This window comes from Planotetraspora thailandica (assembly GCF_016863335.1).
In the GTDB taxonomy this organism is placed as follows: Bacteria; Actinomycetota; Actinomycetes; order Streptosporangiales; family Streptosporangiaceae; genus Planotetraspora; species Planotetraspora thailandica.
In genome coordinates this window covers 252,498-279,326 of record NZ_BOOR01000008.1, presented here as the reverse complement: position 1 = coordinate 279,326, position 26,829 = coordinate 252,498, and the positions used below count along the sequence as shown (strand labels likewise).

20 protein-coding genes are annotated in these 26,829 nt (G+C 70.4%); 7 read left to right on the top strand and 13 right to left on the bottom strand.

Features of this window, described 5'->3' with window-relative positions:
- Positions 1-134: 134 nt before the first annotated feature.
- Positions 135-1,961 carry a hypothetical protein gene (locus Pth03_RS08320; protein WP_203943542.1) on the bottom strand — a complete coding sequence of 609 codons (1,827 nt, stop codon included), beginning with the start codon at positions 1,959-1,961 and terminating at the stop codon, positions 135-137.
- A gap of 146 nt (positions 1,962-2,107) precedes the next feature.
- Between Pth03_RS08320 and cofD the strand changes: the two genes are divergently transcribed.
- Positions 2,108-3,052, top strand: coding sequence for a 2-phospho-L-lactate transferase (gene cofD, locus Pth03_RS08315; protein ID WP_203943541.1), 945 nt, complete (start codon positions 2,108-2,110; stop codon positions 3,050-3,052).
- 140 nt (positions 3,053-3,192) lie between these two features.
- A complete protein-coding gene (locus tag Pth03_RS08310) occupies positions 3,193-4,473 on the top strand; it encodes a coenzyme F420-0:L-glutamate ligase (protein WP_203943540.1) in 1,281 nt (426 codons plus the stop codon).
- Here Pth03_RS08310 and Pth03_RS08305 read toward each other — a convergent pair.
- Both Pth03_RS08305 and Pth03_RS08300 read right to left on the bottom strand, forming a co-directional pair.
- Positions 4,457-5,083: a DedA family protein gene (locus Pth03_RS08305; protein WP_203943539.1), complete on the bottom strand. Its 627-nt coding sequence runs from the start codon at positions 5,081-5,083 to the stop codon at positions 4,457-4,459. The two genes, Pth03_RS08310 and Pth03_RS08305, sit on opposite strands and share 17 nt — an antisense overlap.
- Entirely contained in the window at positions 5,076-5,714 is a 639-nt protein-coding gene (locus tag Pth03_RS08300) for a class I SAM-dependent methyltransferase (RefSeq protein WP_239118852.1), read from the bottom strand. Before Pth03_RS08300 ends, Pth03_RS08305 begins: the two co-directional genes overlap by 8 nt.
- Before the next feature lie 134 nt (positions 5,715-5,848).
- Here Pth03_RS08300 and Pth03_RS08295 point away from each other — a divergent pair, with 134 nt between their 5' ends.
- Positions 5,849-7,117 carry a sensor histidine kinase gene (locus tag Pth03_RS08295; protein ID WP_203943538.1) on the top strand — a complete coding sequence of 423 codons (1,269 nt, stop codon included), beginning with the start codon at positions 5,849-5,851 and terminating at the stop codon, positions 7,115-7,117.
- Positions 7,096-7,755, top strand: coding sequence for a response regulator (locus Pth03_RS08290; RefSeq protein ID WP_239118851.1), 660 nt, complete (start codon positions 7,096-7,098; stop codon positions 7,753-7,755). Before Pth03_RS08295 ends, Pth03_RS08290 begins: the two co-directional genes overlap by 22 nt.
- A gap of 374 nt (positions 7,756-8,129) precedes the next feature.
- On the opposite strand, the gene Pth03_RS08285 is transcribed toward Pth03_RS08290, so the two are convergent.
- From Pth03_RS08285 to Pth03_RS08240, 10 genes are all read right to left on the bottom strand, one after another.
- Positions 8,130-10,733: a bifunctional FO biosynthesis protein CofGH gene (locus tag Pth03_RS08285; RefSeq protein WP_203943537.1), complete on the bottom strand. Its 2,604-nt coding sequence runs from the start codon at positions 10,731-10,733 to the stop codon at positions 8,130-8,132.
- A gap of 112 nt (positions 10,734-10,845) precedes the next feature.
- The gene (locus Pth03_RS08280; RefSeq protein ID WP_203943536.1) at positions 10,846-11,793 is read right to left on the bottom strand and encodes a DNA-3-methyladenine glycosylase family protein; all 948 of its coding nucleotides are present in this window, start codon (positions 11,791-11,793) and stop codon (positions 10,846-10,848) included.
- Between the two features lie 10 nt (positions 11,794-11,803).
- Entirely contained in the window at positions 11,804-12,901 is a 1,098-nt protein-coding gene (gene manB / locus Pth03_RS08275) for a mannose-1-phosphate guanylyltransferase (RefSeq protein WP_239118850.1), read from the bottom strand.
- Between the two features lie 150 nt (positions 12,902-13,051).
- Complete coding sequence (locus Pth03_RS08270) at positions 13,052-13,981, bottom strand: lysylphosphatidylglycerol synthase transmembrane domain-containing protein (protein WP_203943535.1); 930 nt, start codon at positions 13,979-13,981, stop codon at positions 13,052-13,054.
- A 13-nt stretch (positions 13,982-13,994) separates the two neighbouring features.
- On the bottom strand, positions 13,995-14,846 hold the full coding sequence (locus tag Pth03_RS08265) for a class I SAM-dependent methyltransferase (protein ID WP_203943534.1): 852 nt from the start codon (positions 14,844-14,846) through the stop codon (positions 13,995-13,997).
- Between the two features lie 239 nt (positions 14,847-15,085).
- Positions 15,086-16,159, bottom strand: a complete 1,074-nt coding sequence (locus Pth03_RS08260) for a glycosyltransferase family 4 protein (protein ID WP_203943533.1) — start codon at positions 16,157-16,159, stop codon at positions 15,086-15,088.
- 9 nt (positions 16,160-16,168) lie between these two features.
- Positions 16,169-17,098 (bottom strand): glycosyltransferase family 2 protein, encoded by a 930-nt coding sequence (locus tag Pth03_RS08255; protein WP_203943532.1) that lies wholly within the window; start codon positions 17,096-17,098, stop codon positions 16,169-16,171.
- A gap of 116 nt (positions 17,099-17,214) precedes the next feature.
- Positions 17,215-17,595 (bottom strand): hypothetical protein, encoded by a 381-nt coding sequence (locus Pth03_RS08250; RefSeq protein WP_203943531.1) that lies wholly within the window; start codon positions 17,593-17,595, stop codon positions 17,215-17,217.
- Positions 17,596-17,713: 118 nt separating this feature from the next.
- On the bottom strand, positions 17,714-18,766 hold the full coding sequence (locus Pth03_RS08245) for an AlbA family DNA-binding domain-containing protein (protein WP_203943530.1): 1,053 nt from the start codon (positions 18,764-18,766) through the stop codon (positions 17,714-17,716).
- A gap of 64 nt (positions 18,767-18,830) precedes the next feature.
- Positions 18,831-20,978 carry a hypothetical protein gene (locus tag Pth03_RS08240; protein WP_203943529.1) on the bottom strand — a complete coding sequence of 716 codons (2,148 nt, stop codon included), beginning with the start codon at positions 20,976-20,978 and terminating at the stop codon, positions 18,831-18,833.
- A 179-nt stretch (positions 20,979-21,157) separates the two neighbouring features.
- On the opposite strand from Pth03_RS08240, the gene Pth03_RS08235 reads away from it, so the two are divergent.
- The 3 genes from Pth03_RS08235 to Pth03_RS08225 all read left to right on the top strand — a co-directional run bounded on the left by Pth03_RS08235 (position 21,158) and on the right by Pth03_RS08225 (position 26,780).
- Positions 21,158-22,666 (top strand): phospholipid carrier-dependent glycosyltransferase, encoded by a 1,509-nt coding sequence (locus Pth03_RS08235; protein ID WP_239118849.1) that lies wholly within the window; start codon positions 21,158-21,160, stop codon positions 22,664-22,666.
- Positions 22,667-22,930: 264 nt separating this feature from the next.
- Positions 22,931-24,760: an LCP family protein gene (locus Pth03_RS08230; protein ID WP_203943527.1), complete on the top strand. Its 1,830-nt coding sequence runs from the start codon at positions 22,931-22,933 to the stop codon at positions 24,758-24,760.
- A gap of 280 nt (positions 24,761-25,040) precedes the next feature.
- Positions 25,041-26,780, top strand: coding sequence for an acyltransferase family protein (locus Pth03_RS08225; RefSeq protein ID WP_203943526.1), 1,740 nt, complete (start codon positions 25,041-25,043; stop codon positions 26,778-26,780).
- The last annotated feature ends 49 nt before the right edge of the window (positions 26,781-26,829 follow it).

Below are 26,829 nucleotides of genomic sequence, written 5' to 3'. Positions count from 1 at the left end.
CTTACCCACCCACGGGGAGGCGTAACAACACGTCTGTAATTACACGCGCGTGCCGCGTGTGGCGTCAAGCGGCATACCGATACCCGGGGAAAGACCTGCTTGCCCCGGTTCGTACGCCCCGATCTTCGGTCCTATCAGCGTTCGGAACCATACCAATGGGCATTGGGGTCGCCCTGGTGTCCTGCCTGATCAGTGCCGGAACCTTCCTCATACTTTGCCTGGCCACGCTCGGGGGCGTAGATGGCGGTGGGGTCGAGCGGCTCCTCACGGCGAGCGGGGCCGCTGAGCGCGTCTCCGGGGTAGGCGGGCGGATCGAAGCGGGCGGTCTGCTCGGCGGACTCGGAGGCGGGGGTGTAGGAGGCCGGGTCCTGGCCGCGCTGGGGGTGGCCGAGCGGGTTGTCGTACGGCGACGCCGGGCCCGTCGGGCCGCTGGAGTAGTCGGTCGCCGGGGTGAGCTGCTGGTAGCTCTGGGCCTGCTGGTAGGCCTGCGCGATCTGCTGCTCCCGCGGGTCGGTGCGGTCGAATGACGACTGGGAGCCGCCCGCCGCACCGCCGTCGGCGTACTGCTGGGAGGAGTAGCCCGCGAAGGCGCCCTGCTGGCCGTACTGCTGGTCGTACTGCCGGGCCTCACCGAGCCCATGGGAGCCGCCGGACGGGGAGGGGTGGGCGCCCGGCTGCGTGCTCGTCTGGGGCTGGGAGGGAGCGGCTCCGTGGTGGCCGGGCTGGGCGGCCTCCTGGTAGGAGCCCTGGGTGTATCCCTGGGCGTCGGCAGGCGCGGCCTGCTGGTAGCCGACGCCTTCGCTGCCGTAAGACTGCTGGCCGTAACCGCCGGTCTCCGGCTGCTGCACGGCGTAGCCGTACTGGTCGTAGGCCGAGCCCTGCGCCGCGGCGGGCTGGCTCGGCTGCGCCGCGGGGGTCTGCGTGCCCTGCGTCGGGGCCGCACCCATCGGGCTTCCCGTCACCGGGGCCGCCGGCTGGGAATAGCCGCCGGACGGTGCGGCCGCCTCGGATTGCTGGCCGTACGCGCTGGAGGACGCCTGCCTGTCCGCGCCGTACGCCTGGCCGCTCTGGCCGTAGCCCTGCCCGCCGGACTGGTCCTGCTGGTAGGCGGCCGCGCCGTACTGGTCGTAGGGGTTGCTCGTCTGGTAGGGCTGCTGGGCCTGCGGCTGCGCGGCCGCGGCCTGCGCGTTGGGAGCGGACGCCCCGTAGGCCTGCTGGGCGTATGCGTCGGCCTGCCGCGCCCCGTACGCGTCGGCCTGCGGCGCGGCCGGGGTCTGGGCGCCGTAGGCGTCGTTCGGCCGCTCCTGCGCGTAGCCGTAGGCGTCCTGGCCGTACTGCTGCTGGTCGACGGGAGCGGAGAGCTGGCCGTAGGCCCCGGAGCCCGCCTGGGCGCCGTGGGCCTGCTGCGCGGGCTGCTGGCCGTATCCCTGGGAGTAGGGATCGGACGAGTAGCCGCCCTCGGAGCCGTAGAAGCCTCCGGTGGACTGCGCGGCGGGGCGGGAGGTGGCGAGCTCCGCCAGCGAGCTGGTCGCGAAGGCCAGGCCGATGGCGGTGAGGGCGAGCATCGGAAGGCCCGTGATGAGGTTCTCGAACTTGTCGCGGAACTCCGGCGCGCCGATCAGCACGCCGAGCAGTGCGAGGACGCCGAACAGGAGGCTCAGGCCGAAGGCCGCGGCGGCGCCGCGCAGGACGAGGACGGCGCGGGGCGTCACCTCGCCGAGCTTGGTCACGAGGAGCACCGCGACCACGAGCAGCAGGGTGTTGGTCGGGGACGCGAACGTCCCCAGCGTGCCGAGGGAGCGCACACCGAAGGTCAAGCCCGCGCCGGAACCGATCAGCAGACGTCCGGCGGCGACGAGCACGCCGATGAGCACCGCCGCGACAATGGCCAGCGCCGCCGGCTCACGCAACCGTCTGATGTCGACCTTGAGCACGTCTACCCCCATCGGTCCGAAACGCACTCGGGCAGTTTCGCACATGCCCGACATTGGTGTCGGCGGACCCAAGAACCTCATGGGACGCCCAAGCGCGTATAAGCCCATCTTTCACAACAATCCAAGGGTAGGTATTCGCAGTCCGCTCACAGTGCGGTGGAAGACTGTCATCCATGCGCATCGTGTCCCTAGCTGGAGGAATCGGCGGCGCCCGCTTCCTTCGCGGCCTCAAGGCGGCGGCCCCCGATTCCGAGATCACCGTCATCGGCAACACCGGTGACGACATCACTCTGTTCGGCTTGCGGGTCTGCCCCGACCTCGACACCGTCATGTACACCCTCGGCGGCGGCATCAACGAGGAGCAGGGCTGGGGCCGGAGAGACGAAAGCCACACGGTCAAGGAGGAGCTCGCGGCCTACGGGATGGAGCCCCAGTGGTTCGGCCTCGGCGACCGCGACTTCGCGACCCACATCGTGCGCAGCCAGATGCTCGCCGCTGGCTACCCGCTCTCCCAGATCACCGAGGCGCTGTGCGACCGGTGGCAGCCGGGGGTGCGGCTCCTGCCGATGTCCGACGACCGCACCGAGACCCACGTCGTCGTCGCCGACGAGAAGGGCAGGCGGGCGATCCACTTCCAGGAGTGGTGGGTGAAACTGCGGGCGTCCGTGCCGGCCGAGCAGATCCTGCTCGTGGGCGCCGAGGACGCCGAGCCCGCCCCGGGGGTACTCGAGGCCATCCGGGACGCCGACGTGGTGATCCTGCCGCCGTCCAACCCGGTCGTCAGCATCGGCACGATCCTCCAGATCCCCGGCATCCGGGCCGCTTTGGAGGACAAGACGGTCGTCGGCGTCTCCCCGATCATCGGTGGCGCGCCCGTGCGCGGCATGGCCGATGCCTGCCTGACCGCCATCGGCGTGGAGACGAGCGCCCAGGCCGTGCTGGAGCTGTACGGCTCCCGCCTGCTCGACGGGTGGCTCGTGGCGGAGGAGGACAAGGGCGTCGCGCTCGACGGCGTGACGGTCGAGGCCAGGCCCCTGCTCATGGACTCCCCCGAGGCGACCAGGGACATCGCCGCCGCCGCCCTCACCCTCGCCACCGCCCTCCGCCATCCCGCGTGATCATGCAGAAGTTCGCGCACCCACCCGCCGACCTGCGCAAACCCTGGCCGTGATCATGCAGAAGTTCGCAGGCGGCCCCGCTCACCAGCGGAAACACATTTCGTGATCATGCAGTGATCCACGACAGACGAGAGGAACCCGTGGCAATCACCATCACCGGCATTCCGGGACTGCCCGAGGTCCACGCCGGGGACGACATCGCCAGGCTCGTGGCGGCAGCCGAACCAGGCCTCGACGACGGCGACATCCTCGTCGTGACCTCAAAGATCGTGAGCAAGGCCGAAGGCCGGGTCCGCGAGGGCGACAGCCGTACGGAGGCGATCGAGGAGGAGACCGTCCGCGTGGTCGCGCGGCGGGGCGACACGGTGATCGCGCAGACCAGGCACGGCTTCGTCATGGCCGCGGCCGGCGTCGACGCCTCCAACACGGCTCCCGGCACGATCCTCCTGCTGCCCGAAGACCCGGACGCCTCGGCCCGGCGCATCAGGACCGGCCTGCGGGAGGCGCTGGGCGTCAACGTCGGCGTGATCGTCTCCGACACGTTCGGGCGCCCCTGGCGGCACGGCCTGACCGACGTGGCGATCGGCGCCGCCGGCGTCCGCCCGCTGGACGACTTCCGCGGCAGGACCGACCCGTACGGCAACGCCCTCAACGCCACGGTGACCGCGCTGATCGACGAGATCGCGGCCGCGGCGGAACTGGCCAAGGGCAAGCTCGCGGGCGTCCCCGTCGCGATCGTCCGCGGCCTCGGGGACCTGGTCACCGCCGACGACGGCCCCGGCGCCCGGGCACTGATCAGGCCCGCGGACGAGGACATGTTCCGGTACGGCTCGGCCGACGTGGTCTTCGCCCGCCGTACGATCCGCGAGTTCGCTCCGCGTGAGGTCGATCCGGCGGCCGTACGGCGGGCCGTGGCGGCGGCCGTCTCGGCGCCCGCCCCCCATCACACGACGCCGTGGCGGTTCGTCCTGCTGGAGACCCCACAGGTCCGTACGGAGCTGCTGGACGCCATGAAGGCCGCCTGGATCGAGGACCTTCGCTCGGACGGCTTCTCCGAGGAGTCGATCACGAAGCGGGTCAGGCGGGGGGACGTGCTCAGGAACGCGCCCTACCTGGTCGTCCCGTGCCTGGTCATGGACGGCTCGCACACCTACAGGGACGCGCGCAGGAACGCCTCGGAGCGGGAGATGTTCGTGGTCGCCACGGGAGCGGGCGTGCAGAACCTGCTCGTCCAGCTCGCGGTGGAGGGCCTTGGCTCCGCCTGGGTGTCGTCCACGATGTTCTGCCGTGACGTCGTGCGCAAGGTGCTCGACCTGCCGCAGAGCTGGGATCCGATGGGGGCCGTCGCCGTCGGGCATCCAGCCGGTCCGCCGAAGAGCCGCCCGCCGCGGGACGCCGCAGATTTCATGCTGACGCGCTGAACGGGGGCGGGCTCTCCTCCTCCGGGCCGCGGGCGCGGTGGCGGGCGTACACGACCGCCACGACGATCAGCACGAGCAGCAGGCCCGCCACCGCCAGGTGGCCGGTCACCTGCTCGATCGCCTCGGGCGCCAGATAGCGGCTGAGCGTGACCAGGGTGGCCGCCCACGCCGAGGCCGTGGGCACGGTGGCGGAGGCGAAGGTCCGGTACGGCATGCCCGCCCAGCCGGACAACCGGGGCACCAGCGTGCGCGCGCTACCGAACCACTGGCCGGTCACCACCGCCCAGACGCCGCGCCTCTCGACCATGCGCCGGCCCCGCCGCCACGCCTCGGGCGCGAACCGGTCGGCGAGGCGATGGAGCGAGACGGCGTCCCTGCGTCTGCGGCCCTGGAAATAGCCGAGGTGGGTGCCGGCCACGGCGGCCGACGCGGCCACCGCGATGCTCGCGCCGAACGGCAACAGCCCCAGGTGGGAGAAGTAGCCGAGGGCCACGAGCACGCTGGTCCCCGGGAGCACTACGCCGATCAGCGTTCCGGCCTCCGCCACGATGAACATCCAGGCGACGGCGAGCAGAAACGGCGGCTGCAGGTGCCCGAGCAGGTCAGCCATGACCCACCGGCCTGCGGCACACGTAGGCCAGCCCGGGCGGCACGTTGCGCCAGACCGGCCAGGTGGTCATGACCTCGTCGAAGGAGGCCCGCAGGCGCCGGCGGAACGCCGCGGCCCTCGCAAGCGGCAGGGCGTGCAGATAGGTCACCGTCGTGAACGCCCCAGCGGGATGGAGCGCCCGGCGGACCTCTCCGAGGATCCTCCCCTGCTGCTCCGGGGAGAAAAGCGACCACGGCAGCGTGCTGACGACCGCGTCGACCCTGTCGACGCCCTGTGCCGCCAGGAGGGAGCCCAGGTCGGCCGCGTCGCCGTGCACGACCTCGAGCCAGGGCTTGGCGCGGCGCAGGTGCGCCACCATCCCCGGGTCGATCTCGACGGCCAACTGGCGTGAACCGGGCGCGAGCCTGCTCCGGATCGCCTCGCTGATGGGCCCGGTGCCCGGACCCAGCTCCACGACCACCGGAGCGCCGGTCGTCGGCACGACGGCCGTGAGCGCCCTCGCGAGTGCCGGCGAGCTGGGAGCGACCGCTCCGACGACCCCCATCCTGCGCGCCGCGACCGCCGCGAACGCGCGCATGTCGCCGGCCCTCGTGGCCTTACGTCCCGGATGCGTCTGGAGTGTCTCGCTCATGAGAGAAATCAGATCGCCGGCGGCGTGCCCGGCACACGGGGCCGAGGACGAGTTTGCAGGTATGCCTGGCCCTACCTCCCGAAGTGGGCCAGGGCATCCTGCGGGCCGCCGCGGCCACCTCGTAGGGTCGTCGGATGCGTCCTCAGAACGCCTGGCAGGCGGTGTGGCGGCGGGACCTGCCGGCGACCTCGCTGCCCTGGCGGGCGTTGGCCTACCTGGTGACGGGCGCTCTGGTCGGCGTGGTCGCGCTGGTGCTGCTGCTGGCCTGGCTCGTCACGGGTGCTCTGCTCACCCTCGTCCTGGTGGGCATCCCGCTGCTGGCCGCGCTGGCCCTCGCCGGCATCCCGATGGGGGCGCTGGAACGCCGGCGCCTACGGATCATCGATCCGGAGCCGGCCACCACTCCGTTCCGCCCTCCCGGCCACGGGCTGAGACGGTGGATCAGGATCCGGTTCTCCGAGCAGGCCACCTGGCGCTCGCTCGGCTACACGGTCCTGATGGCCACCGTGCTCGGGCCGGTCGAGCTGATCGCCGTGACGTACGGCCTCGTCGTGCCCCTCGTCATGATCTGCGCGCCGATCACCGTGGCGCAGGCGGGAAGCGTCGTCCTGCTCAAGTTCTGGCCGCTGGACACCCTTCCCGAGGCCTTCACCGCCGGGATCGCGGGTGTCGTCATCCTGGTCCTGGCCGCGTACCCGCTCACGGCGCTGGCGACGGCCCACGCCATGCTGGCCCGGCTGATGCTCACGCCCAGGAAGGGCGAGAGCGGCGAGCGACTGGCCGAGCTGACCCGCTCGCGCACCCGTCTCGTCGAGGCCTTCGAGGTCGAGCGGCGGCGCATCGAGCGTGACCTGCACGACGGCGCCCAGCAGCGGCTGGTCGCGCTGACCATGACGCTGGGACTGGCCAAGGTCTCCCACGGCGAAGAGGCGGCCGGCCTCGTCGCCAGGGCCCACGAGGAGGCCAAGCTCGCCCTGGCGGAGATCCGCGACCTCATCCGCGGCATCCATCCGCGGATCCTCGTCGACCGGGGCCTGCCCGCCGCTCTGGCGGAGCTGGCCGACCGGTCGCCGGTGCCCGTCGAAACCGCCGTCGAGATCCCCCGCCGGCTGCCTGAGGCGGTGGAGTCCGTCGCCTACTTCGTCGTGAGCGAGGCGCTGGCCAATGTGGCCAAGCACAGCCAGGCCGGGCAGGCCTGGGTGACCGGCAGGCTGGACGACCGGCGCCTGACCGTGGAGATCCGCGACGACGGCGTGGGCGGCGCCGACGCCGACGCCGGGACCGGCCTCGCCGGCCTGGCGGACCGGGTCGCCGCGGTCGACGGCAAACTGATGCTCTCGAGCCCGGCCGGAGGGCCGACCCTGCTACGCGTGGAGATCCCGTGCCCGTCGACCACCCACTGAACATCGTCATCGCGGAGGACAGCGTCCTGCTGCGGGAGGGGCTCTCCACGCTGCTCGCCCGCTTCGGGCACCGTGTGGTCGCCTCGGTGGGCGACGCCGAAACGCTGGTGGCGGCGGCCGGTGCGCACGAACCCGACATCGTCGTGACGGACGTGCGCATGCCGCCCGGATTCTCCGACGAAGGCCTGCGCGCGGCGGTCGCGCTGCGCGCAGCCCGGCCCGGCCTCGCCGTACTCGTCCTCAGCCAGTACGTCGAACAGACCTACGCCACCGAGCTCCTCGACTCGGGAGACGGCACCGGGGTCGGCTATCTCCTCAAAGACCGGGTCGGCGACGTCGAGGAGTTCGTGGACGCCCTGACCACCATCGCCGCAGGAGGCACGGTCGTGGACCCCGAGGTCGTACGGCAACTGCTACGCCGCCGCCGCGACCCGCTGCAACGCCTCAGCCCGCGCGAGCGCGAGGTTCTCGCCCTCATGGCGGAAGGCAGATCGAACACCGCGATCGCGCGGGCCTTGGTGGTGTCGGAGGCGGCCGTCGGCAAGCACATCGGCAACATCCTGACGAAGCTCGACCTGCCTCCCGACGAGGACGACCACCGCAGAGTCCTCGCGGTGGTCGCCTTCCTGCGCGGCTGACTGTGTCTATTTGCCTCGCCTCCGGCGAGGCGGGCTCGGGGCGCCTCCAGGCGACGCCTTCCCTCGTCGTGTTCGATTGCCTCGCCTCCGGCAAGGCGGCTCGGGGCGCCCGCAGGCGACGCCTTCCCTCGTCGTTCGAAAGCTCGTCCCTCGCCTTCTCCCTCCTCAGTCCAGACGCCGCCGCGCCCCGTGCGCAATTGCCTCGCCTCCGGCAAGGCGGGCTCGGGGCGCCTCCAGGCGACGTCTTCCCTCGTCGTTCGAAAGCTCGTCCCTCGCCTTCTCTCTCCTCAGTCCAGACGCCGCCGCGCCCCTCGCGATCCCCCGCGGCAACGTCTTCCGCACGCTCTGGCATACGCCGCCGCGCCCCTCGCGGCTCAGGCCAACGGCAACATCTTTCGTACGCTCTGGCAGACTCCGTCGCTGCGCCGGGCGGCCTCCACGCGCTCCTCGCTCGGCGTGCCGTACGACGTGGTGCGCTGCCGCAACGGCCGGCCGGTCGGCGCGACCATCTCGGCGATCTGGCTGATGGTGCGGTAGGACCCGTTCTCTGATCCGGCCATCCGGCTGATCGTCTCTTCCATCAGCGTGCCGCCGAGGTCGTTGACGCCCCCGTTCAGCACCGACTCGAACAGGCCACCTTCGAGCTTGACCCAGGAGCACTGGATGTTCGCGATCGCGCCGTGCAGCATGATCCGCGCCAGCGCGTGGACGGCCCGATTCTCCCTGGCCGTCGGCCCCGGGCGGGCGATCCCCGCCAGGTAGATGGGGGCGCTGGTGTGCACGAACGGCAGCAGCACGAACTCGCTGAACCCGCCCGTCTCCTCCTGGATCGAGCGGATCAGACGGATGTGCCGCACCCAGTGCTCGTGCGTGTCGACGTGTCCGTACATCATGGTCGACGTCGTCGGGATGCCGACCCTGTGGGCGGTGGTGATGACGTCGATCCACTCCCGGGCGGGGAGCTTGCCCTTGGTGAGTACCCACCGGACGTCGTCGTCGAGGATCTCGGCCGCCGTGCCGGGCAGCGAGTCGACCCCGGCCTCCCTCGCCGCGTGCAGCCACTCCTCGATGGACAGGTTCGTACGGCTCGCGCCGTTGATGACCTCCATCGGCGAGAACGCGTGCACGTGCATCTCCGGGCTGCGTTCCTTGACCGCGCGGGCGATGTCGAAGTAGGCGGTGCCGGGAAGGTCGGGGTGGATGCCGCCCTGCATGCACACCTCGGTGGCGCCGGCCTCCCAGGCCTCCTGCGCCCGGTCGGCGACCTCGCTCAGCGACAGCGTGTAGGCGTCGGCGTCGGTGCGCCGCTGCGCGAACGCGCAGAACCGGCAGCCGGTGTAGCAGACGTTGGTGAAGTTGATGTTGCGGTTGACGACGTAGGTCACGTCGTCGCCCACCGCTTCGCGTCGCAGCCCGTCGGCGATGCGGCACAACTCGTCCAGGCCCGCGTCGTCGGCGCCGGCCCCGGACGGATCGCCCGCCAGGTCGAGAAGCGCCAGCGCCTGGTCGTCGGTCAGCCGGGCGGGATCGCTCTCCGCCTGCCGCAGGGCCGCCATGACGGTCCCGTCCGCATGTCCGGTACGGCTCGCGCCGGGCAGACGGTCGCGCAGCGCCTCCCAGTCGCCGTAGACGTCGTCGAAGTCGTCGCGGCGGTCGTTGGTCCGGCCTTCGGAGTCGATGGCCGTGTGCAGGTCAGATCGGCCCGAGGTGCGCAGGCCGCCCGCGAAACCGCCGTCGGGCTCCTGCCAGGGACGACCCTCCAGGACGGCGCCGGTTCGTGCCAGCCCGGTCTCCGGGTCGGCCAGGGCGGCCACGTGCTGCTTCAGCCGAGGGTCGAGCCACGGCTCCCCAGCCAGCACATATTCCGGATATATCGTCAGACGTTCCCGCAGTTCGAAGCCGGCGGCAGCCGTACGAGCCGCGAGATCGTCGATCTGCGGCCAGGGACGCTCCGGGTTGACGTGGTCGGGTGTCAGCGGGGATACGCCGCCCCAGTCGTCGATGCCTGCCCGGACCATCAGCGTGAACTCGTCGCCGATCAGGTTGGGCGGCGCCTGGATGCGGACCTTCGGCCCGAGCACGAGGCGGGCGACGGCGATCGTCGCGGCCAGCTCCTGCAGGTCGGCGTCCGGCATGCCGCGCATCGCCGTGTCGGGCTTGGCGCGGAAGTTCTGGACGATGACCTCCTGGATGCCCCCGTATTCGCGGGCGACCCGGCGGATGGCGAAGATCGACTCGGCTCGGTCCTCGATGGACTCCCCGATGCCGATCAGGATGCCCGTGGTGAAAGGCACATTGGACCGTCCGGCGTCTTCAAGCACGCGCAGCCGTACGGCCGGGTCCTTGTCGGGCGAGCCGTAGTGCGGCATGCCCTTCTCGTCGAAGAGGCGCCGCGAGGTGGTCTCCAGCATCATGCCCATCGACGGTGCGACCGGCTTGAGCCGCTGGAGGTCGCGCCACGTCATCACCCCGGGGTTGAGGTGCGGCAGCAGGCCGGTCTCCTCCAGCACGCGGATCGCCATGGCACGGACGTACGACAACGTGTCGTCGTAGCCGTGCGCGTCGAGCCATTCACGGGCCTGGTGCCAGCGGTCCTCGGGGCGGTCCCCCAGGGTGAACAGCGCCTCCTTGCAGCCCATCGCGGCACCCTGGCGGGCGACCTCCAGGACCTCGTCCGGCGACATGAAGGGCGCGTCGAGCTTGTGGGGGGCGGTGGCGAACGTGCAGTAACCGCAACGATCCCGGCACAGCCGTGTCAGCGGGATGAACACCTTCCGGCTGTAGGTGACGACTCCCGGCCGCCCGGCGGCGGACAGACCGGCGTCACGCACGCGTGAGGCGTGGTCGAGCAGCGCCTCCAGATCGTCGCCACGCGCTTGCAGCAGGATCGTCGCCTCAGCGACGTCGAGGGTCTTGCCGTCCCGGGCACGCGCGAGCGCGCGCCGAGTCCCGCTGTTCATCGCAGTGTGTCCCGTCATACGCGCACACTACGGCTTCCTGAGTACGCCAGACTTACCCAGCCCCACCCGTGGGCGGCTGAGCGGCCCCATCACGATTCCGGCCCCCAACTCCCGGAGCCTCGAAGGGCCGTCAGAATGAGCGGTAGTCGCGGGCGGGCATGCGGGGGCCGCGGGCCGGGGGGCGGATGCCGCTGAGCTCGATCAACCTGACGACCCGGTGCCGATGCCCGCGGAAAGGCTCAAGCAGCTCCAGCATGCCCGCGTCGTCGGTCTTCCTGCCGCTCAGGGCCCAGCCGACGACGCCCGGCAGATGGAAGTCGCCCACACTCGGCGCGTCGGGGTCCCCGTGGCTGCGCTGCCGTACCTCGGCCGACGTCCACACCCCGATGCCCGGCAGCGCCCGCAGCAGCCGGTCGGCCTCACCGGACTCGACCGCGGACTCCAGCTTGTCCGCGTGACGGGCGGCGTTGATGATCGTCCGGGCGCGTACGGCCTCTGCCCCGGCGCGGTGCCAGTCCCAGGAGGGGATCTTCCGCCAGACGTCGGGCGGCGGCATCACGACCATGCCGTCAGGAGCCGGCCCCGGGGCCGGCGAGCCGTATTTGTGCAGGAGCCATCTCCACGCCCGCCACGCCTCCCTGCCGACGACCTTCTGCTCGAGTACGGCGGGCACGAGCGCCTCCATCACCCGCCGCGTCCGCCCGATCCGCAGACCGGGGTTGCGCGCGGCCAGGTCCCCCACGAAAGCCGCCGACGCCGATCCGGATAAAGACCCCAATAGTTCGATAAATCCGGGAAAGTCGTCGTCTGCTCCGAGCATCGACGGCAACATCTCGAGCAGCCAATGAGCCCCCGGCCCCCAGGCCTGCCCCAGCACCTCACCCGAGCGGGTGCCGACCCTCAGCGTGCCCGGGCCGTCCGGGGTGAGCGACGTCCGCCAGACGGCTCCGTCAGCGGTGCGCTGCCAGGTGGGGTCCCCGCCGCCGTGCCGGTGCGGCGACAACGTCAGTGCCACGTCCACCGGGGCAGCCGGTCTCCACCGGCGTTCGCCGATCAGTGCCGTGGCGCTCGATGTCATCGGAATCGCCTCAGACGTCGCTCGAAAAACGCACCGAACATTCCGGCAGGGTGACACCCGGCCAGATCCGAAGGCCCGACATGAGCTCGTTGCCCGCGCCGATGAGTGCGCCGTCCCCGACGACCACCTCGCGCAGCACGGCTCCTGAGGCGACGCGGGCGCCGCTGCCGACGACCGAGTCGACGACGACCGCACCCGCGGCCACCACGCAGTCGTCGGCGAGCACGCTGCCGCGCACGCTCGCACCGGCCTCGACCGTCGCGCGGGCGCCGACCACCGTGCCGCCGGTCACCTTGGCCTCGGGCGACACCATGGCCCCGTCGAGGAGGAGGCACTCTCCCGCGGTTCCGGGCAGCGCCGAGGAGGTCAGCCGTCCCTGCACCAGGTCGGCGGAGCCCTGAACGAACGCCGCCGGCGTGCCGACGTCGAGCCAGTAGGACCCGTCGGCGTACCCGAGGACGAGCTCGCCGGCCTCGATGAGGCCGGGGAAGGTCTCCCGCTCGACGGAGACCACCTCCCCCGCCGGAATCGAGTCGATGACCGACCGCTGGAACACGTAACAGCCCGCGTTGATCCGGTTGGTCACCGGCGTGGGTGTCTTCTCCAGGAACGCGGTGACCCTGCCGTCGGGCGTCGTCGGGACGCATCCGAAACGCGTCGGGTCGTCCACCTCGGTCAGGTGCAGTGTCACCGCCGCGCCCCGCGAGCGATGAAGGGCGACCTGGGCCGAGATGTCGTGCCCCGACAGGATGTCGCCGTTGAGCACGAGCACGGGCGCGTCCGGCGGGCAGGTGAGCGCCTCGGCGGCGTTGCGGATGGCTCCGCCCGTGCCGAGCGGGCTCTCCTCGGTCATGTAAACGATCTCGAGGCCGAACGCCGAGCCGTCTCCGAACGCCTCGGCGAACATCGCGGCGCGGTAGGACGTGGCGAACACGATCCGACGTACACCGTACGCATGGGCCTTGGCCAGCTGGTGAGCGAGGAAGGGTACCCCCGCCGTCGGAAGCAGCGGCTTGGGCGTATGAAGCGTCAAAGGCCGCAACCGGGTGCCTTGACCCCCGACGAGCAGGATCGCTTCCAAAGCCTCCGAAGGCTCCGTCGACTGCAAAGAACTCTCCCTCACAGCCGCGAGGTTAGCCTAGGTCCCCATTCTTCGTCGGACTGACACAAGGGGCGCCCCGCTGACGAATTCTCCATGTTCCATCACTCCATTGTTCCCGTGGACACCGCATGGACATGGCCTGTACGGTTCGGCCGATCAGTGCTTCTCCACAGGTCGGCCGGACGGCTGGACCGATCTCCGGGAGGCAAGGCCGGCCAGTGCTGCGCACACGAGGTCGCCCACGGAGACGATGAGCCGGGAGCAGAGCGCGGCCGCGATGGCGGACCCCCGATCGAGCACCGGGGCGAGAGCGGCCACCATGGCGACCTCCCGCACGCCCGCTCCGGCCGGGAAGACGATCGCCAGTGTGCCCAGACACCATGCCAGCGCGAAGGCGCCGAAACTGAGGATCAACGCGTCGGCTCCCCTGGCGCCGAGACCATGGACGATCATCGCGAGATGCACGCCGTACGCCGCCCACCCCGCGAGCGCCCATCCGACGGCGGTGAGGATGCCGCGGCGGGTCAGCGGCCGCTCCAGGGGCGGCCTGCGCAACCGCCTGAGCCCGAAGCCGATCACCGGGTTCACGATCCTCGGATGGAGGGCCACGGCGAGCACGGGGACGAGGAGCAGGAGCCAGGCGTAGCGCGCGACCGAATCACCGCCGATCACGGGGAGCGTGACCACCCCCACGAGCAGCCCGGTCGCCAGGTAGATCGGATACGTCAAGAAGAACGCCGCGGCGCTGCGGGATCTCGGGATGCCGTGGTCGCGGCCCATCTCCATTTGGGCGAGCATGACGTGCACCGCCGAGCCGGGGATGTACTTGCCGAGCTGGCCGAGAAAGAAGATCTTCGCTGCGCTGGTGAGGGACAGCGGTGAGCCGAATTCGGCGAGCAGCGAGCGCCACATCATCATGCCCGCGGCCAGCGCCCCGAGAACGGCGACCAGCGAAACGGAGAGCTCCGGCCACGACAGCCGGGCGAAACCTTCGGAGACCGCCCCCCACTGCCCCGCGATGCTCCAGGCGCCGAACCCGAGCGCGACGAGCAGGAACAGCAGCCGAAGTGCCTTGCGCCGGTTCATGCCACGTCCGGGGTCATGGCGCGGAGACCGCCTCGGGCGGCTGCGGGAGCGCGGCGCCGAGCGGCCGGCCGGGCGTCTTGGTGGCGATCCAGAGGTAGGTGGGGACGACAGGACGCAGCGCGGTCAGGGCAGGGCGCGGCGCCCGCTCCAGCACGCCCTTGGCGGCGCGGCCGACGGCTCCGGGGAACAGCTCGCCCCCGGCGAACCGGTCAGGGGAGGCGAGCACGGGGAAGGTGTAGTCCCACACGTGGAAGTCCGCCAGCATCCTGCGCAGCCCGCCCCGCGTACGGAACCGCTCGTAGTAGTGATCGGCCCGCCCGAAGGCCCGCACATAGCGGTCGGCCGCGGCGGGCGGCAGGTAGGACAGGAAGGGCAGCTTGTAGTGCGGCTCCATGACGCCGAGCCGGTTGCCGAGACCCAGGTACAGCACGCCGTCGTCGGAGAGCACGCGGTGCATGTCCTTGATCACCGCGTCCGGGTCCACCACGTGCTCGTAGATGTGGTTGAAGACCAGCACGTCGATCGACCCGTCGGGGAACGGCAGGGCCTCGCCGTTCGCGCAGACGAACTCGACCCGCTCGCCGAACCGCTCGGCCGCCTTCTTCAGGCCGGGAACGTCGATGTCGACCCCGAACGTACGGCCCGCCCCCGCGCCGGCGAGCTCGTCGGCGATGAAACCGGCCGAACAGCCGATGTCGGCGACGGTCAGCCCGGACAACATCTGGCCGGGTTCGGCCGCGTCCCTGCCCAGATAGTGCGCGAGCACGGCGAGGATCTTCGCGGCCTTGCGGCGGCGTTTGGCCTCATCCAGCATCGCGCCCTGGAACTCGGAGTACTCCAGTTGCGCGGCGCGTTCTCTGCTCACCGGTCGATCACCGCTATCTGCGTCCGTGCCACGGTGCCCAACAGTACCGCCGCACGGCCGCACCCCCTGCCCGTCGGCCGAAGTGGGCCCGCCCGTGAGAGCCGGGCTCCCCTGGGCCGCCCCTATTGCATGATCACGAAGTGCGGGTGCGCAGGCCGGCGCACCCGCCGCCGAACTTCTGCATGATCACGAAACGGATCGCCGCAGCTCACGCACCATGATCTCGAACTTCTGCATGATCACGGGGAAAGGAGGGTTTCGAGGTAGACGGCCCAGAAGGGGTCGGGGTCGACGGGTTTGACCCCGCTACGCAGACGGGCGGGCACGCCCGGTTCGTAGAAACGTTTGATCGCCTCGGCCAGCGCCCCCGCCGAGCCGGGCTCGACGAGCAGGCCGTCGACGCCGTCCTCGACGTTGTCGGCGAGCGCCCCCACCCGGGTCGCGATCACCGGCACGCCGTGCTCGTGGCCCAGCCACACGTTCTGGCTGGCCGTCGCCGACCGATAGGGCAGCACGAGGGCGTCGGCCTCGGCGAACAGGCCGGGCACGTCTTCCGCGGCCACATATCCGGGGCGCAGTTCGACGCGGTCGGCCAGCCCCAATTCGGCGATGAGGGCCTTCGTCGCCTCCAGGCCGCCCCAGAACTCCCCCGCCACCGTCAGCCCGACCCCCTGCACCTGGGCCAGGGCGTGCAGCAGCAGGTCGAGCCCTTTGTACGGCCGGACGATGCCGAAGAACAACAGCCTGCCGTACGGCTCGGCCCCGGCGGCGCCCCTGGCGCTACGAGCGGGCAGGTGCGGCGCGAGGGCGGCCGAACGCACGGGGGCGGTGGTGAGCCCGCGCGCCGTGGCCGCCTGCTCCTCCGAGTGGGTGAGCACGCCGTCGACCCTGCCGAGCAGGGCCTTCATCAAGGGCCTGTCATACGGCTTGCGCTCGTGCGGCAGCACGTTGTGGCACAGGGCGACCACCCTGGTTTTGCGGCGCAGGCCGAAGAGGATGCCGAGATAGGCGGGCACCTGCACGGGGCTGAGCACGGCGAGGACCACGAGGTCGAACCCGCGCAGCCGCCTCCCGCAGGCGACCCATCCGTCGGGGCGGCGCCAGTCGAGCATCCGCCGGGTGTCCGGGTACGGCTCGCCCTCGGGCGCGTCGATGGTCTGCTGACCGGGATACAGGAACGAGGGGTACTGGGCGCGCCACGACTCGATCACGACCTCGTGCCCCGCGGCCCGCAACCGGTGCGCCAGCTCGGTCGTGTGATGGGCGCCGCCGCCCTTGTACGGATACGTCGGTCCGACGATCGCTATCCGCATCGGTTCGCCCTACTCGCCGCGGGACCGGACGATGAGGTCGGCGAGCAGTGCAAGTGACCCGATGAGCAGGCCGGACAGGAAGATCACGATGGTGTTGCTGGTCAGGTAGAAGCCGTAGCGCACCACGTCGAACACGCCCTTGACCAGCCCGATGCCGACCAGCCAGAGGGCCGGCGGCATGAGCACCTTGAGCGGGTTGAAGTACATGACCATCCGCAGCACCTGCAGGATGTAGCGGTAGGCGTCGGAGACGAAGCTGAACTTCGACTTCCCGGCCCGCTTGGCGTATTCGATCGGCAGGTAGTAGACGTCGTGCTGGTTCGACAGGAACGCCAGCGTGATGGTCGTGACGCAGGAGAACCCGGGGGGCAGCAGCCGCAGGTACGGCTTGGCGACCGACTTGCGGAAGGCCCGCAGGCCCGAGTTGAGGTCGGGGATCTTCTGTCCCGCCAGGCGCTCGGCGACCTTGCGGATGAACCACTTGGCCGGGACGCGCAGGAACTTGTGCGAGCCCTCCTCGGTGGTGCGCGCGCCGACGACCTGGTCGACGGTGTGGTCCTTCTCGAGGATCTGCACGAGCTCGGGAATGCGCTCGTTGGGGTAGGTCATGTCGGCGTCGGTCCACACGACGATCTCGCCGCGGGCCTCCTGCGTGCCGATCCTGCGGACCGTGCCCGAGCCGCCGTTGCGGTGGAACGCCTTGATCCGCATCTGCGGGAAGCGCGGGGCCGCCTCCTGGAGGCGGGCGAGGGTCTGGTCGGTGGAGCAGTCGTCCACGGCCACCAGCTCGTAGGTGTAACCGCTCGCGTCCATGGCGGCGCAGATGCGCTCGACCTCGTCGACAACGTGATCCTGCTCGTTGTAACAGGGCAGGACGATCGTCACGTAAGGGTTCTCCGCGGCAGTCACAGCGCTTCCAGAGGTCTCGGGCGTGGTCACGTCCGGTTAGGGTACTCTGCCCAGCCAAACCGCGACCCAACATCGCAAAGTCCTCCAGGCTCCCGATCCGCCGTCTTCCTCGGCCGGCGCCGCTCAGAGCCCGCGGCTCCGGACCTTCACTTCGGGAACGCGGATCCGGGACCGTACCGGACGCCCTTACCTCCCCTGGCATCACCGATCTTCTCCAGGATCCGGCTCTCTCGAAGATCATTGAGCAGATCGCGGACCGCGAAGACATGGACGTCAAAGATGCGCTGAATTGTGCGGTTTGTAATGAATCCATATTCGCGCACGTGATCGATGATCTTCTGGTCCATGCCGTCGATTCCACGCCGGTGATAAGCCACCGCACGGGAGAGCGCCGCGACGACCCCCGCGCGAAGACGGTATGTCGGAAAGGGCTTGTTGAGGGTCCTCCTCGTGGGCTCCAGCAGCGTCAGCTCCGTGGCCATGCGCGCAAGAACTTCCTGTGCTTCCACTGGTTGTCGCTGGATCAAGCCGCCGAGTCTGAGCGCGTCGATGCTGGAGCTGTGCCGAAGGTGCGACAGCGCTAGGAGGACATTCACATCCCGTCCCGCCTGCAACGGGAGGTCACTGATGAAGCGTACGAAAACGTCATGTCCGATGCCTCCGGCCAAGGTGACGCGGACCAGAGTGCCCTGGTCCTCGAAAGCCGGGGGTTCCTTGCCGACACGGAGCATTTCGCGATACGCCCGGTCGACGGTCCACTGTCCCGCCGGTCTCGTATGACCGATGGATGAGGGCGTTGACTATCAGTTCCCGGACGGCGTCCCGCGGATAGTCCGTAAGCTGAAGCTGCCGCCCGCCCGCGATGTTCAAGGGGTGGATCTCCCGGCGGGTTTCGATGGCGTCGACCATTGTTTCGATCGCGGCGAGCACCGGGCGCGTGCCCCGAGTTCTTCCTGTCGCCTCCTTTCCAGCGGTCGGGCGGAATTGGTAGGAGTATCCGTAGCCAGGGATGATCCGCTGGAGCGACTCTTCTTCCGCCAGCAGGAGAACCCCCGCATTGGTCACCGTCCCATCCGGTGCCAGCAGTCGCAGGGCCTCGAGCAGCGCTTTGTCGCCGAGTTCGACGAGGTGATCCCGGTCGCCCCTCGATGCGAGGAGCCGCCGCAATCTGCCGAACTCCACAATGCTCAGATCACCGATCTCGGCACTCGACTTCTCCGCCGACCAGTCGACCTGCCCCCGCGCGATCATCACCTCGCGCTGCTGATCAGGAGGGAAGGGCAGACACTCCTTGCCGAGCCGACGAGTTGCCAGGCCCGACCGGTTGCTGTGCGGCATAACGCCTTGCGGAACCGCTACGAGGATGAGTCTGACGCCGTCGACGACCTTTTCATTGACGAACGGAGTGATCGACGGCTGTGTCCGGTCGAATACTCCCTTGCGGATCTGGTCGAGGGTGTAGGTCTCCGGCACTCCGCGCAACGCGTCCGCCCGCGTCGTGGCCTTGTCATCCACCCCCGGGACCACTGTTCCGCCGTGCGCGTTCACGAAGCAGACGAGCGCGTCGGCCAGCAGGTTGAAGGTGGCTTTCAGGGAATCCGCCGGGAACTTGAAATCGAGAGTCTCCGACTCAAGCTGGTCCGCCGTCATGCCGGCCCCCACCAGATCAAGCGCCGACTCGGCCTCGTCCAGCTGCATGCGTTTGAGGCCAACTGAGAAATGGTCCTCAATCAACGTTTCTCAGTTGGCGTCAAAGCCGGGTTCAGGCCGGGATGGTCATCCAGACGTCGACGGTGAGCGACCAGGTGCCGTTCGGGGGGTCGACGAGCGAGCGCTCGTCCTGGCGGCTGCGGAGGGCGAAGACCCGCTCCGGCATGCCGTACGGCCACAGTTGGCCGGGCTCGGCGGCGAGCAGCACCGGCAGCCGGCCCGTGCCCCTGACCTTGTCGATCAGTCGCTCGATGTCGGAATGCAGCGGCACGTCGCTGCCCTGGGGGTAGGCCACCCAGGCGGTGGGCACGCCGCACTGGCCCCGGACGACCTGGGTGAACCGGTCGCCGGTGGCCCGCTCGACGATCAGCACGGACGCGTTGGAGGGGATCGCCCGGCAGAGGCCGGCCACGGCGGCGGCCTCCCCCCGGTCGACCGGGGTGAAGGCGGTGCCGATCGAGGTGATCGCGGCGGGGACCACGAGCAGGATCGCCCCTCCCGCCACGATGAGGCGGGTGCCGTACCCCCGCAGGCGTACCCGCCGCCTGATCCAGCGCAGCCCCCACACGGCGAGCAGGATCATGCCGGGGATGACGATCGGGGCGAGCCGCCGCGAGGCCCAGGGATGGTCGGGGGTGATCCCGGGACGCCAGAGCGTCGTCACCGTCGTCCAGGCGATGATCGCCAGCGGCAGCAGCCAGCCGAATTCCCTGCCCCGGGCCATACGCCGCGTGAGCACCGCGGCGGCCAGCGTGGCCAGCACGACGACGGGCACTCCGACATACCAGATGACCCAATAAAGCGAGTTCTCGTAGTAGAGCCGGTTCGGGTCGATCGGCAGGTGGTTCACCTGCTGCGTCTTGCTGATGAACGCGGCCGTCAGCTGGTCTTCCGGCGTCGTCGGAACGCGCTGCACCGTCTGCACCCAGGGCCGTACGGCCAGGCCCACGACGACGAGCACCACCAGGCCCGCGGCGAGATCGGGGAGGCGGCGGGCGATCCGTCCCCCGGCGAGCGCACGTGTGCGGCGGACGATCCACGGCGCGAGGGCCACCGCGACGAGGGTGAGCACGAGCACGGCGGCGCAGATGGCCAGCAGCGGCTTGAGCGAGCCCGACAGATAGCCGAGATAGGGCCGGGCGAGCAGGTAGCAGGCAGCGAAGCCGAGCCCTCCGCCGGCCAGCAGCCCGGCGAGCAGCGGCAGTCCGAGCTTCCCCTCGGGCACCCGCGTGTGCCCGGGGTCGGCGGTGCGGAAGACGCGGGCCATGGCGACGAGCAGGCCGGCGTAGGCCAGCACGGGCAGCACGTCGCGCAACCCGTCGATGCGCACGAGCAGGGCGAGGCCGAACGCCAGGCCGGCGAGCCCCGCCATGAGCCGGGCGCCGCGCGCGGCCCCAGTGACCCCGACAGCCCCAGCGGCCTCGGCGGGCGTGGCCGGGCCGAGGAAACCCGCCCCGAGCGCCCCGGCGCGCAGCCGGAACCGCGCGTCGAGCAGCAGGCTCATCCCGCCGAAGATCAGGATCATCGAGGGGATCTCGCTGAACGTCGTGCGCGAGGTGTAGAGGATGGGCAGGCTCACGGCGAACACGAGTGCCGCCACCGGAGCCCACCGCGCCCCCACGAGCCGGGCAACCGTCCCGCCGAAGACGAGCACGGCAAGGCCGCCGAGCACCGGCGGCACGAGCACCAGGCCGGGGACGCCGCCGAGCCAGTACCCGATCGAGTGGATGATCGGAGGGCCCGGCATGAACTGCGGGACGATGCCGCCGTCCCATCCGTACATGCCCATGCTCGCGAACCGCAGGGCCCGGTCGGGGCCGCCGAAGTCGCCGGTGGGGATCGGCAGCGAGCCGTGCTTGGCCACCCAGATCGCATACTGCGCGTAGGTGGCGGGATCACGGCGGATGATCAGCTGTTCGCCGTGGAAGATCCCGTTGAAGATCGCCGAGGCGACCGCGACGAGGAACACCCCCGCGGCCGACCAGGCCGACGACTCCACCGTCTCCGGCATGCGGCGCAGGCCGTACCAGCAGAAGGCGACGGCGAGGCCGCCTCCGAGTAGCGTCGCCGGCAGGGGGGAGAACCACCCGAGCAGCAGGAGCGGAAGCCCCGCGACCAGCCATCCGCTGAGGGCGAGCGCGGGCACGGCGGAGGCGACGGCGAGCACCCGGCCCGCCGCCGGCCATGTCGTCCGCCTCACGGCCCGCTGGCGGAGGCGACTGAACGCGTTCGCTGGAATGAGCCGAGCGTAACGGGCCCGGCCACCGATCGATGCCGTCCGGGTGGGCGATCGGCCGGGCTCATCCGCGCTCGCGCAGGTCACGGCTGGTCGCCGGACCCGGTAGCGTACGCGGGAAATCACCGGCATCGGGAGTGAGCGTGGCGCAAACCAGGCGCATCGCGTCGTGGACCCGGCGACACGGGTGGTTTCTCGTCGCCTTCACGTCGGGCGCGGCGCTGCGCGTCATCACCATGATCGGCTATCGGCCCGCCCTCTGGTTCCCCGACTCCTACACCTATGTCGTGACGGCCGTACGGCCGAGCCCCGACCTGGTGCGGCCCGCCGGATACTCCCTTTTCCTGCGGCTGCTCGAGCCGTTCCACAGCTTCGCCGCGGTCACGCTCACCCAGCATCTGCTCGGGCTCCTGACCGGTGCCCTGATCTACGCCACCGTGCTGCGCCGGACCGGTCGCGCCTGGCTCGGCGCCCTCGCCGCCGTGCCGGTGCTGCTTGACGCCTACCAGATCCAGCTCGAGCACCTGCTCGTCTCCGACTCGCTCTTCACGTTGCTCGTCGTCGCGGCCGCCTGCCTCCTCGCCCGGCCCTCCAGCCGTCCTGCCCGTACGGCTGCCGCGACGGGCCTGTTGCTGGCCGCGGCCACGGTGACCAGGACCATCGGCCTGCCCTTGATCGGTGTCTTCGGACTCGTGCTGCTCTGGCAGGCCTTCGCCGGACGGTCCGCCGGCGGGCTCAGGCGTCTCGCGGCCCCGGTGGCCGCTTTCGCCCTGGCCGTGTCGCTGCCCGTCGCCGCCTACGCCGGGTGGTTCTACGCCGCACACCACCGCGTGGGCCTGGTGGCCTCCAACGGGGTGTTCCTCTACTCCCGCACGATGATGTTCGCCGACTGCGCCGTGATGAAGCCGCCCGCCGATCTCGCGGTGTTGTGCGATCCGCGCCCGCCCGCCGCGCGGCCGCCCGCGCCGAGCTACGCCTGGGACGCCGGCTCCCCCGTGGTCAAGCTGCCCGGGATCACCTTCACCAGGGCCAACGACGCGCTGGCCCAGCGCTTCGGCATGCTCGCGATCACCAGCCAGCCGCTGGACTACGCGCGCTCGCTGCTCGTCGAGTTCGGCAGGTCCTTCACCTTCGGGCGGCCCGTCTACCCGGACGCCGCGACCGTCCAGTCCTACGAGTTCCCGAGCGCGCCGCCGCCCCCGCCGGACCGCGATCCCGCGGTCGCGGGCGCCGCCGTCGCCGAGCAGTACGAGCGGGGGCCGCTGACGGTGACGGTCGCCGAGCCGTACGCGGGGTGGATGCGCGCCTACCAGAAGGCGGCCCATCTTCCCGGGACGTTCCTGCTCGTGCTGCTCCTCGTCCCTCCGGCCGTCTCGCTGACCAGGCGGCGTGCCGGGAGGCGGAAGAACGAGCGGGGGACACCGGGCGTGTGGCCGGTGTGGATCACGGCGCTGGCCCTGCTCGTGGTCCCCGCCGCGACGGCGGCGTTCGACTACCGGTACGTGCTGCCCGCCGTTCCGCTCGCCTGCCTGGCCGCCGCGCTCATGGTGCGTCCCGCCGCAGGCCGTGAGGCCGTCGTCCCGACGCCCCGTGCCGCTCCAGAAGCCGCACCCGAGGCCGCGGGGACCCCGCATGACCAGCCAGTTGTGTGAATTACAAGTAAAGGCACACCAATCGGCATACCCTGAAATGTCCTGGTTTTAGTATGCTCGGCCGTCACCACCATTCTGGGGCGGAGCACCGTGATCAGGGCTTCACGGGCTCATCCGATCGGGGCGCCTTGTGTGCTTCTGTGACCTAATCTCGGAGCGCGACAAAGTGATCGCTGTCCAAGGAGGACATGTGTGCGAGCGATGCGATAATCCCTCCTCTGATTCGCCCGCACATCCCACGTCCTTCGCTGTGAAGGGGGCACGATGAGCGACCTCGGTCGCGGCTCCCGCAGTCAGGGCTCGCCCCCCGCCGACCAGAGGGTCTGGGGCGACGCCGGCACCGTCCGTGATTCCTACGACGGCGGCTCGTACGGCAGGAGCGCCTTCGGCTCCGACTCCGATTTCTACGGCCAGGCCGTGCAGGACCCTCCGCGCCGACGGCGCGACGCAGAAGCGTACGGCGAGGACGACTTCTACGGCGACGACCGTCCGAAGACGCGCCGCGACAGGCGGGGGGACGACGACTTCGGCGACAAGTTCTCCGAGCAGGCTCCGCCGCGGAAGTCGCGAGGCGGAGGCGGCCAGGAGCCACCGGACGTCCATCAGGGACCCGGCCGCGGCAAGGGCGGCAAGGGTGGCGGCGCCAAGCGCGGCCTCGGCGTGATCGGCTGGATCAGCGTGGTGCTCACCGGCATCCTGGTCCTCGGCACCTTGACCGCGTACAAGTTCTACCGGGACACCTTCGGCCTCATCACGCGTGGGGCGTCGACGGACGACCTCGACAAGAGCAGGCCCGTCAACCAGACGGGCGCGATCAACGTGCTCCTGGTCGGATCCGACACGCGGGCCGGCGCGAACAAGAAGTACGGCAAGAGCCTCGTCAACGACGGGGAGCGCACGGACACGATCATGCTGTTACACGTGGCCCCCAACCGGGACGGCGCCACCCTGATCAGCTTCCCCCGCGACTCCATGGTGCAGATCCCCGCATGCCGCGGCGTGCAGAGCAAGGCCATCAACCCGGCACACGGCCCCGCCATGATCAACTCCGCCTTCAGCGACGGCGGCATGATCTGCACGCGGCGGACCATCGAGACGCTCACCGGCATCCCCATCGATCACTACGTCAAGGTCGACTTCACCGGCTTCAAGAACATCGTGAACGCCCTGGGCGGCATCACGATCTGTCTGCCGACGAAGGTCGACGACGACGACTCAAAGTTGCACTTGAGCGCGGGCAAACATCTGGTGAAGGGCGAACAGGCCCTCGCCTACGTGCGGATCCGGCACGGCCTCGGCGACGGCAGCGACCTCGGCCGGATCAAACGGCAGCAGGTCTTCATCTCCCAGATCGTGAAGAAGGCGACGAGCAGCGCGATGCTCACCGACGTCGGCCAGCTGACCGGCTTCATCAAGGCGGTCGCCGGGTCCGTGACCATGGACGACAAGCTCAACGCCGGCGAGCTCCTGAAGATCGCCCAGAGCGCGCAGGGCCTGAAGGCGACCGGCTTCAAGGCCACCACAGTGCCCTGGATGTACGACCCCACCAACCCCAACCGGGTGGTGTGGAGGCAGCCGGCGGCCAACAACCTGTTCAACGCGATCAAGAACGACACCAAGGTCATTCCTACGGCGGCTCCGGCCGCGTCCACGGGCACGAAGGCGTCGACGGTCACCAAGCCGCAGCAGGTGAAGGTCGCCGTCTACAACGGCACCAACACCGCGGGCAAGGCGAGCGAGGCCGCGAACGCCCTGTCGGCGCTGGGCTTCGACGTCGTGGGCACCGGCAACGCCAGGAAGACCGACGGCACCGACCAGCCCAAGACGCTGATCCGCTACTCCGGCCAGGGCGCCGACCAGGCCAAGCTGTTGTCAGGCAAGCTCCAGAGCGCCGTGGCTCCCGCGGCCGGCACGGTGGCGGGCGCGGGGACGGTCGCCAAGTTCACGCCCACCACGCCGCCCCCGGCGTCGACGGTCAAGTCGAGCGGTCCCGTGATCAAGCTGGTCATCGGCGCCGACTGGAAGGGCGTCAGCGCCCCGATCCAGGTCGGGGACGACGCGGTGACCTCGAAGACCAACATCTGCGCCCAGTGACATCCTGAGCGGGCCGGGAGAACACGTGTTCACCCGGCCCGCCGCATGCGTCCACGATTCGACCACCAAGCTTGGTGCCGGATAGACCACTCTTCGCCCTCCGCGCGACATCCGATCAAGAGAACGTTAGGGTGAAGACTCCGGTGAACGCGCCCCGTTCACCCTTCCGGCTGATCCGCGTGGGCGCCTTCCCCAGTGTCCGATACTGGTCGCGCCCGGATCCGGAAGATCCGTCTGGCGTGACCGTCCTTCCCTCGACAGATAGCTGAGCGTTTCTCTTGTGAGTGACTCCCGCCACCACTCCTCTGTCCCGCCATCGCGGTCCGGCGCCGCCCCTGACGCCGAGGACGAGCCCACCGGCGTGATCAGCCGCATCACGGGGGAATGGCCGCCGCCGGGAGGCGACAAGCCCGATTCGGCGCCGGAAGGCCGCCGGAAAGCCGGCGCGGCTTCCGCGAAGACGCCCGCCAAGACCCCCGTCGACAGGCCACCGCTGCCCGTACGGCAGCCGCGCAGGCGTGGAGCGGCTGCGGCGAACGGCGCGGCCCCCGACGCGGCGACTCCTTCGCAGGGCTTCGACTACTTCGCCTCTCGCACGAGCCCTCCGCCCGGCGCGCAGCAGGTCGGCGGTTCCCCGGGGACCTCGGAGGCGTGGGACACGCCCTCAGGTGTAGGAGCCCGTCCGTTCGCCCGCGCCTCGTCCACCGGGGCCCCTTCCCGCGAGGCGGAGGGCCCGCAGTGGCCGGAGATCGTCGACGACGCCCCGGCGGCCCCCTCGTGGGACCCGTGGCGCCGCGGTGGTCAGGAGGCCCCCGCCGCGAGCACCGCCTCCGACCTGGCCGAACCCGCCATTCTGCCTGCGTGGTCCCAGGCGCCGGCCGCGGCACTCACGGGAACGGGCCCCGTCTCGCCGGAGACGGTCCAGCGGGCCCGCCAGGCCCTCCCCGCCGGATGGGACGCGCTGGAGCGCGACCCGGACACCGAGCCGGAACCCGAACCGGAGCCTCAGGCCACGAAGAAGCGTGATCCGTTCCTGGACAACGTGAAGTTCGTCCTGATCACGCTCGTGGTCATCGGGCACTCGCTCATCCCGACCCTGGCCGCCCACTCCTCCAAGACGGCCTACCTGTTCATCTACGTCTTCCACATGCCGCTGTTCATCATCGTCAGCGGCTACCTGTCCAGGAACTTCTGGAACTCCAATGCGAAGACGAACAAGCTCGTCGACACCTTCCTGGTGCCGTACGTCATCGTCGAGATCGGTTACGCCGCGCTCCGCACCGCCTTGGGGGCCAAGTGGAGCCTCACGATCACCGATCCCGCATGGATCAACTGGTACCTGCCCGCGCTGCTGCTGTGGCGGCTGTCCACGCCCGTCTGGAATCGCATGCGCTTCCCCCTGGTCGTCGCAGTGCTCATCTACTTGGCAGCCGGAATGTCCGACCTACCGAGTGACTTCAGCATTAACCGCTTCTTCGGGTTCCTTCCGTTCTTCGTCCTGGGGTTGGTCATCAAACCGGGGCTGTTCACGTTCCTGGGCCGCCCATGGGTCCGGGTGCTGTCGGTGCTCGTGCTGGCCGGCGCAGCCGCGGCGGCGATCTATCTGGTCAAGACCGATTCGGTGACGATGGGCCCGTTCTACTACAAGGAGAGCTACAAGGCGCTCCACCTGATCTGGTGGGAGGGCATGGCCCAGCGGATGGCGGTCCTCGTCGCCGCGCTCGCGATGTGCGCGGCCGTGTTGTCCCTGGTCCCGCGGTCGGAGACGTGGTTCACCGACCTCGGCACCCGCACGCTCTACTGCTACCTCCTGCACGGCGTGCCCGTCCTGATCGCCACGGAGATGGGCTGGCTGAGCGTCCCCTGGCTGTTCGGCCCCCTCGGTGTGGCGGCCCTGGCCAGCGCCAGCTTCGCTCTGGCGATCGTGGTCTCCATGCCGTTCACCCGCACGTTGTTCAAGTGGCTTCTCGAACCCCGGCTCACCTGGCTCTACCGGAGGCCCCGGCAGGAGTCCGCCTGAGATCGGATCCGTACGGCTCCCGCCCCGGCGCATCCCGCCGGGGCGGTGC

What these genes read in the sequence shown, in the direction of transcription:
- Pth03_RS08260 (WP_203943533.1), bottom strand. Translation starts at nt 16,159, where the DNA reads ATGCGGATAGCGATCGTCGGACCGACGTATCCGTACAAGGGCGGCGGC.
- Pth03_RS08230 (WP_203943527.1), top strand. Translation starts at nt 22,931, where the DNA reads ATGAGCGACCTCGGTCGCGGCTCCCGCAGTCAGGGCTCGCCCCCCGCC.
- Pth03_RS08245 (WP_203943530.1), bottom strand. Translation starts at nt 18,766, where the DNA reads ATGCAGCTGGACGAGGCCGAGTCGGCGCTTGATCTGGTGGGGGCCGGC.
- Pth03_RS08285 (WP_203943537.1), bottom strand. Translation starts at nt 10,733, where the DNA reads ATGACGGGACACACTGCGATGAACAGCGGGACTCGGCGCGCGCTCGCG.
- Pth03_RS08270 (WP_203943535.1), bottom strand. Translation starts at nt 13,981, where the DNA reads ATGAACCGGCGCAAGGCACTTCGGCTGCTGTTCCTGCTCGTCGCGCTC.
- Pth03_RS08280 (WP_203943536.1), bottom strand. Translation starts at nt 11,793, where the DNA reads ATGACATCGAGCGCCACGGCACTGATCGGCGAACGCCGGTGGAGACCG.
- Pth03_RS08295 (WP_203943538.1), top strand. Translation starts at nt 5,849, where the DNA reads ATGCGTCCTCAGAACGCCTGGCAGGCGGTGTGGCGGCGGGACCTGCCG.
- Pth03_RS08305 (WP_203943539.1), bottom strand. Translation starts at nt 5,083, where the DNA reads ATGGCTGACCTGCTCGGGCACCTGCAGCCGCCGTTTCTGCTCGCCGTC.
- Pth03_RS08300 (WP_239118852.1), bottom strand. Translation starts at nt 5,714, where the DNA reads ATGAGCGAGACACTCCAGACGCATCCGGGACGTAAGGCCACGAGGGCC.
- cofD (WP_203943541.1), top strand. Translation starts at nt 2,108, where the DNA reads ATGCGCATCGTGTCCCTAGCTGGAGGAATCGGCGGCGCCCGCTTCCTT.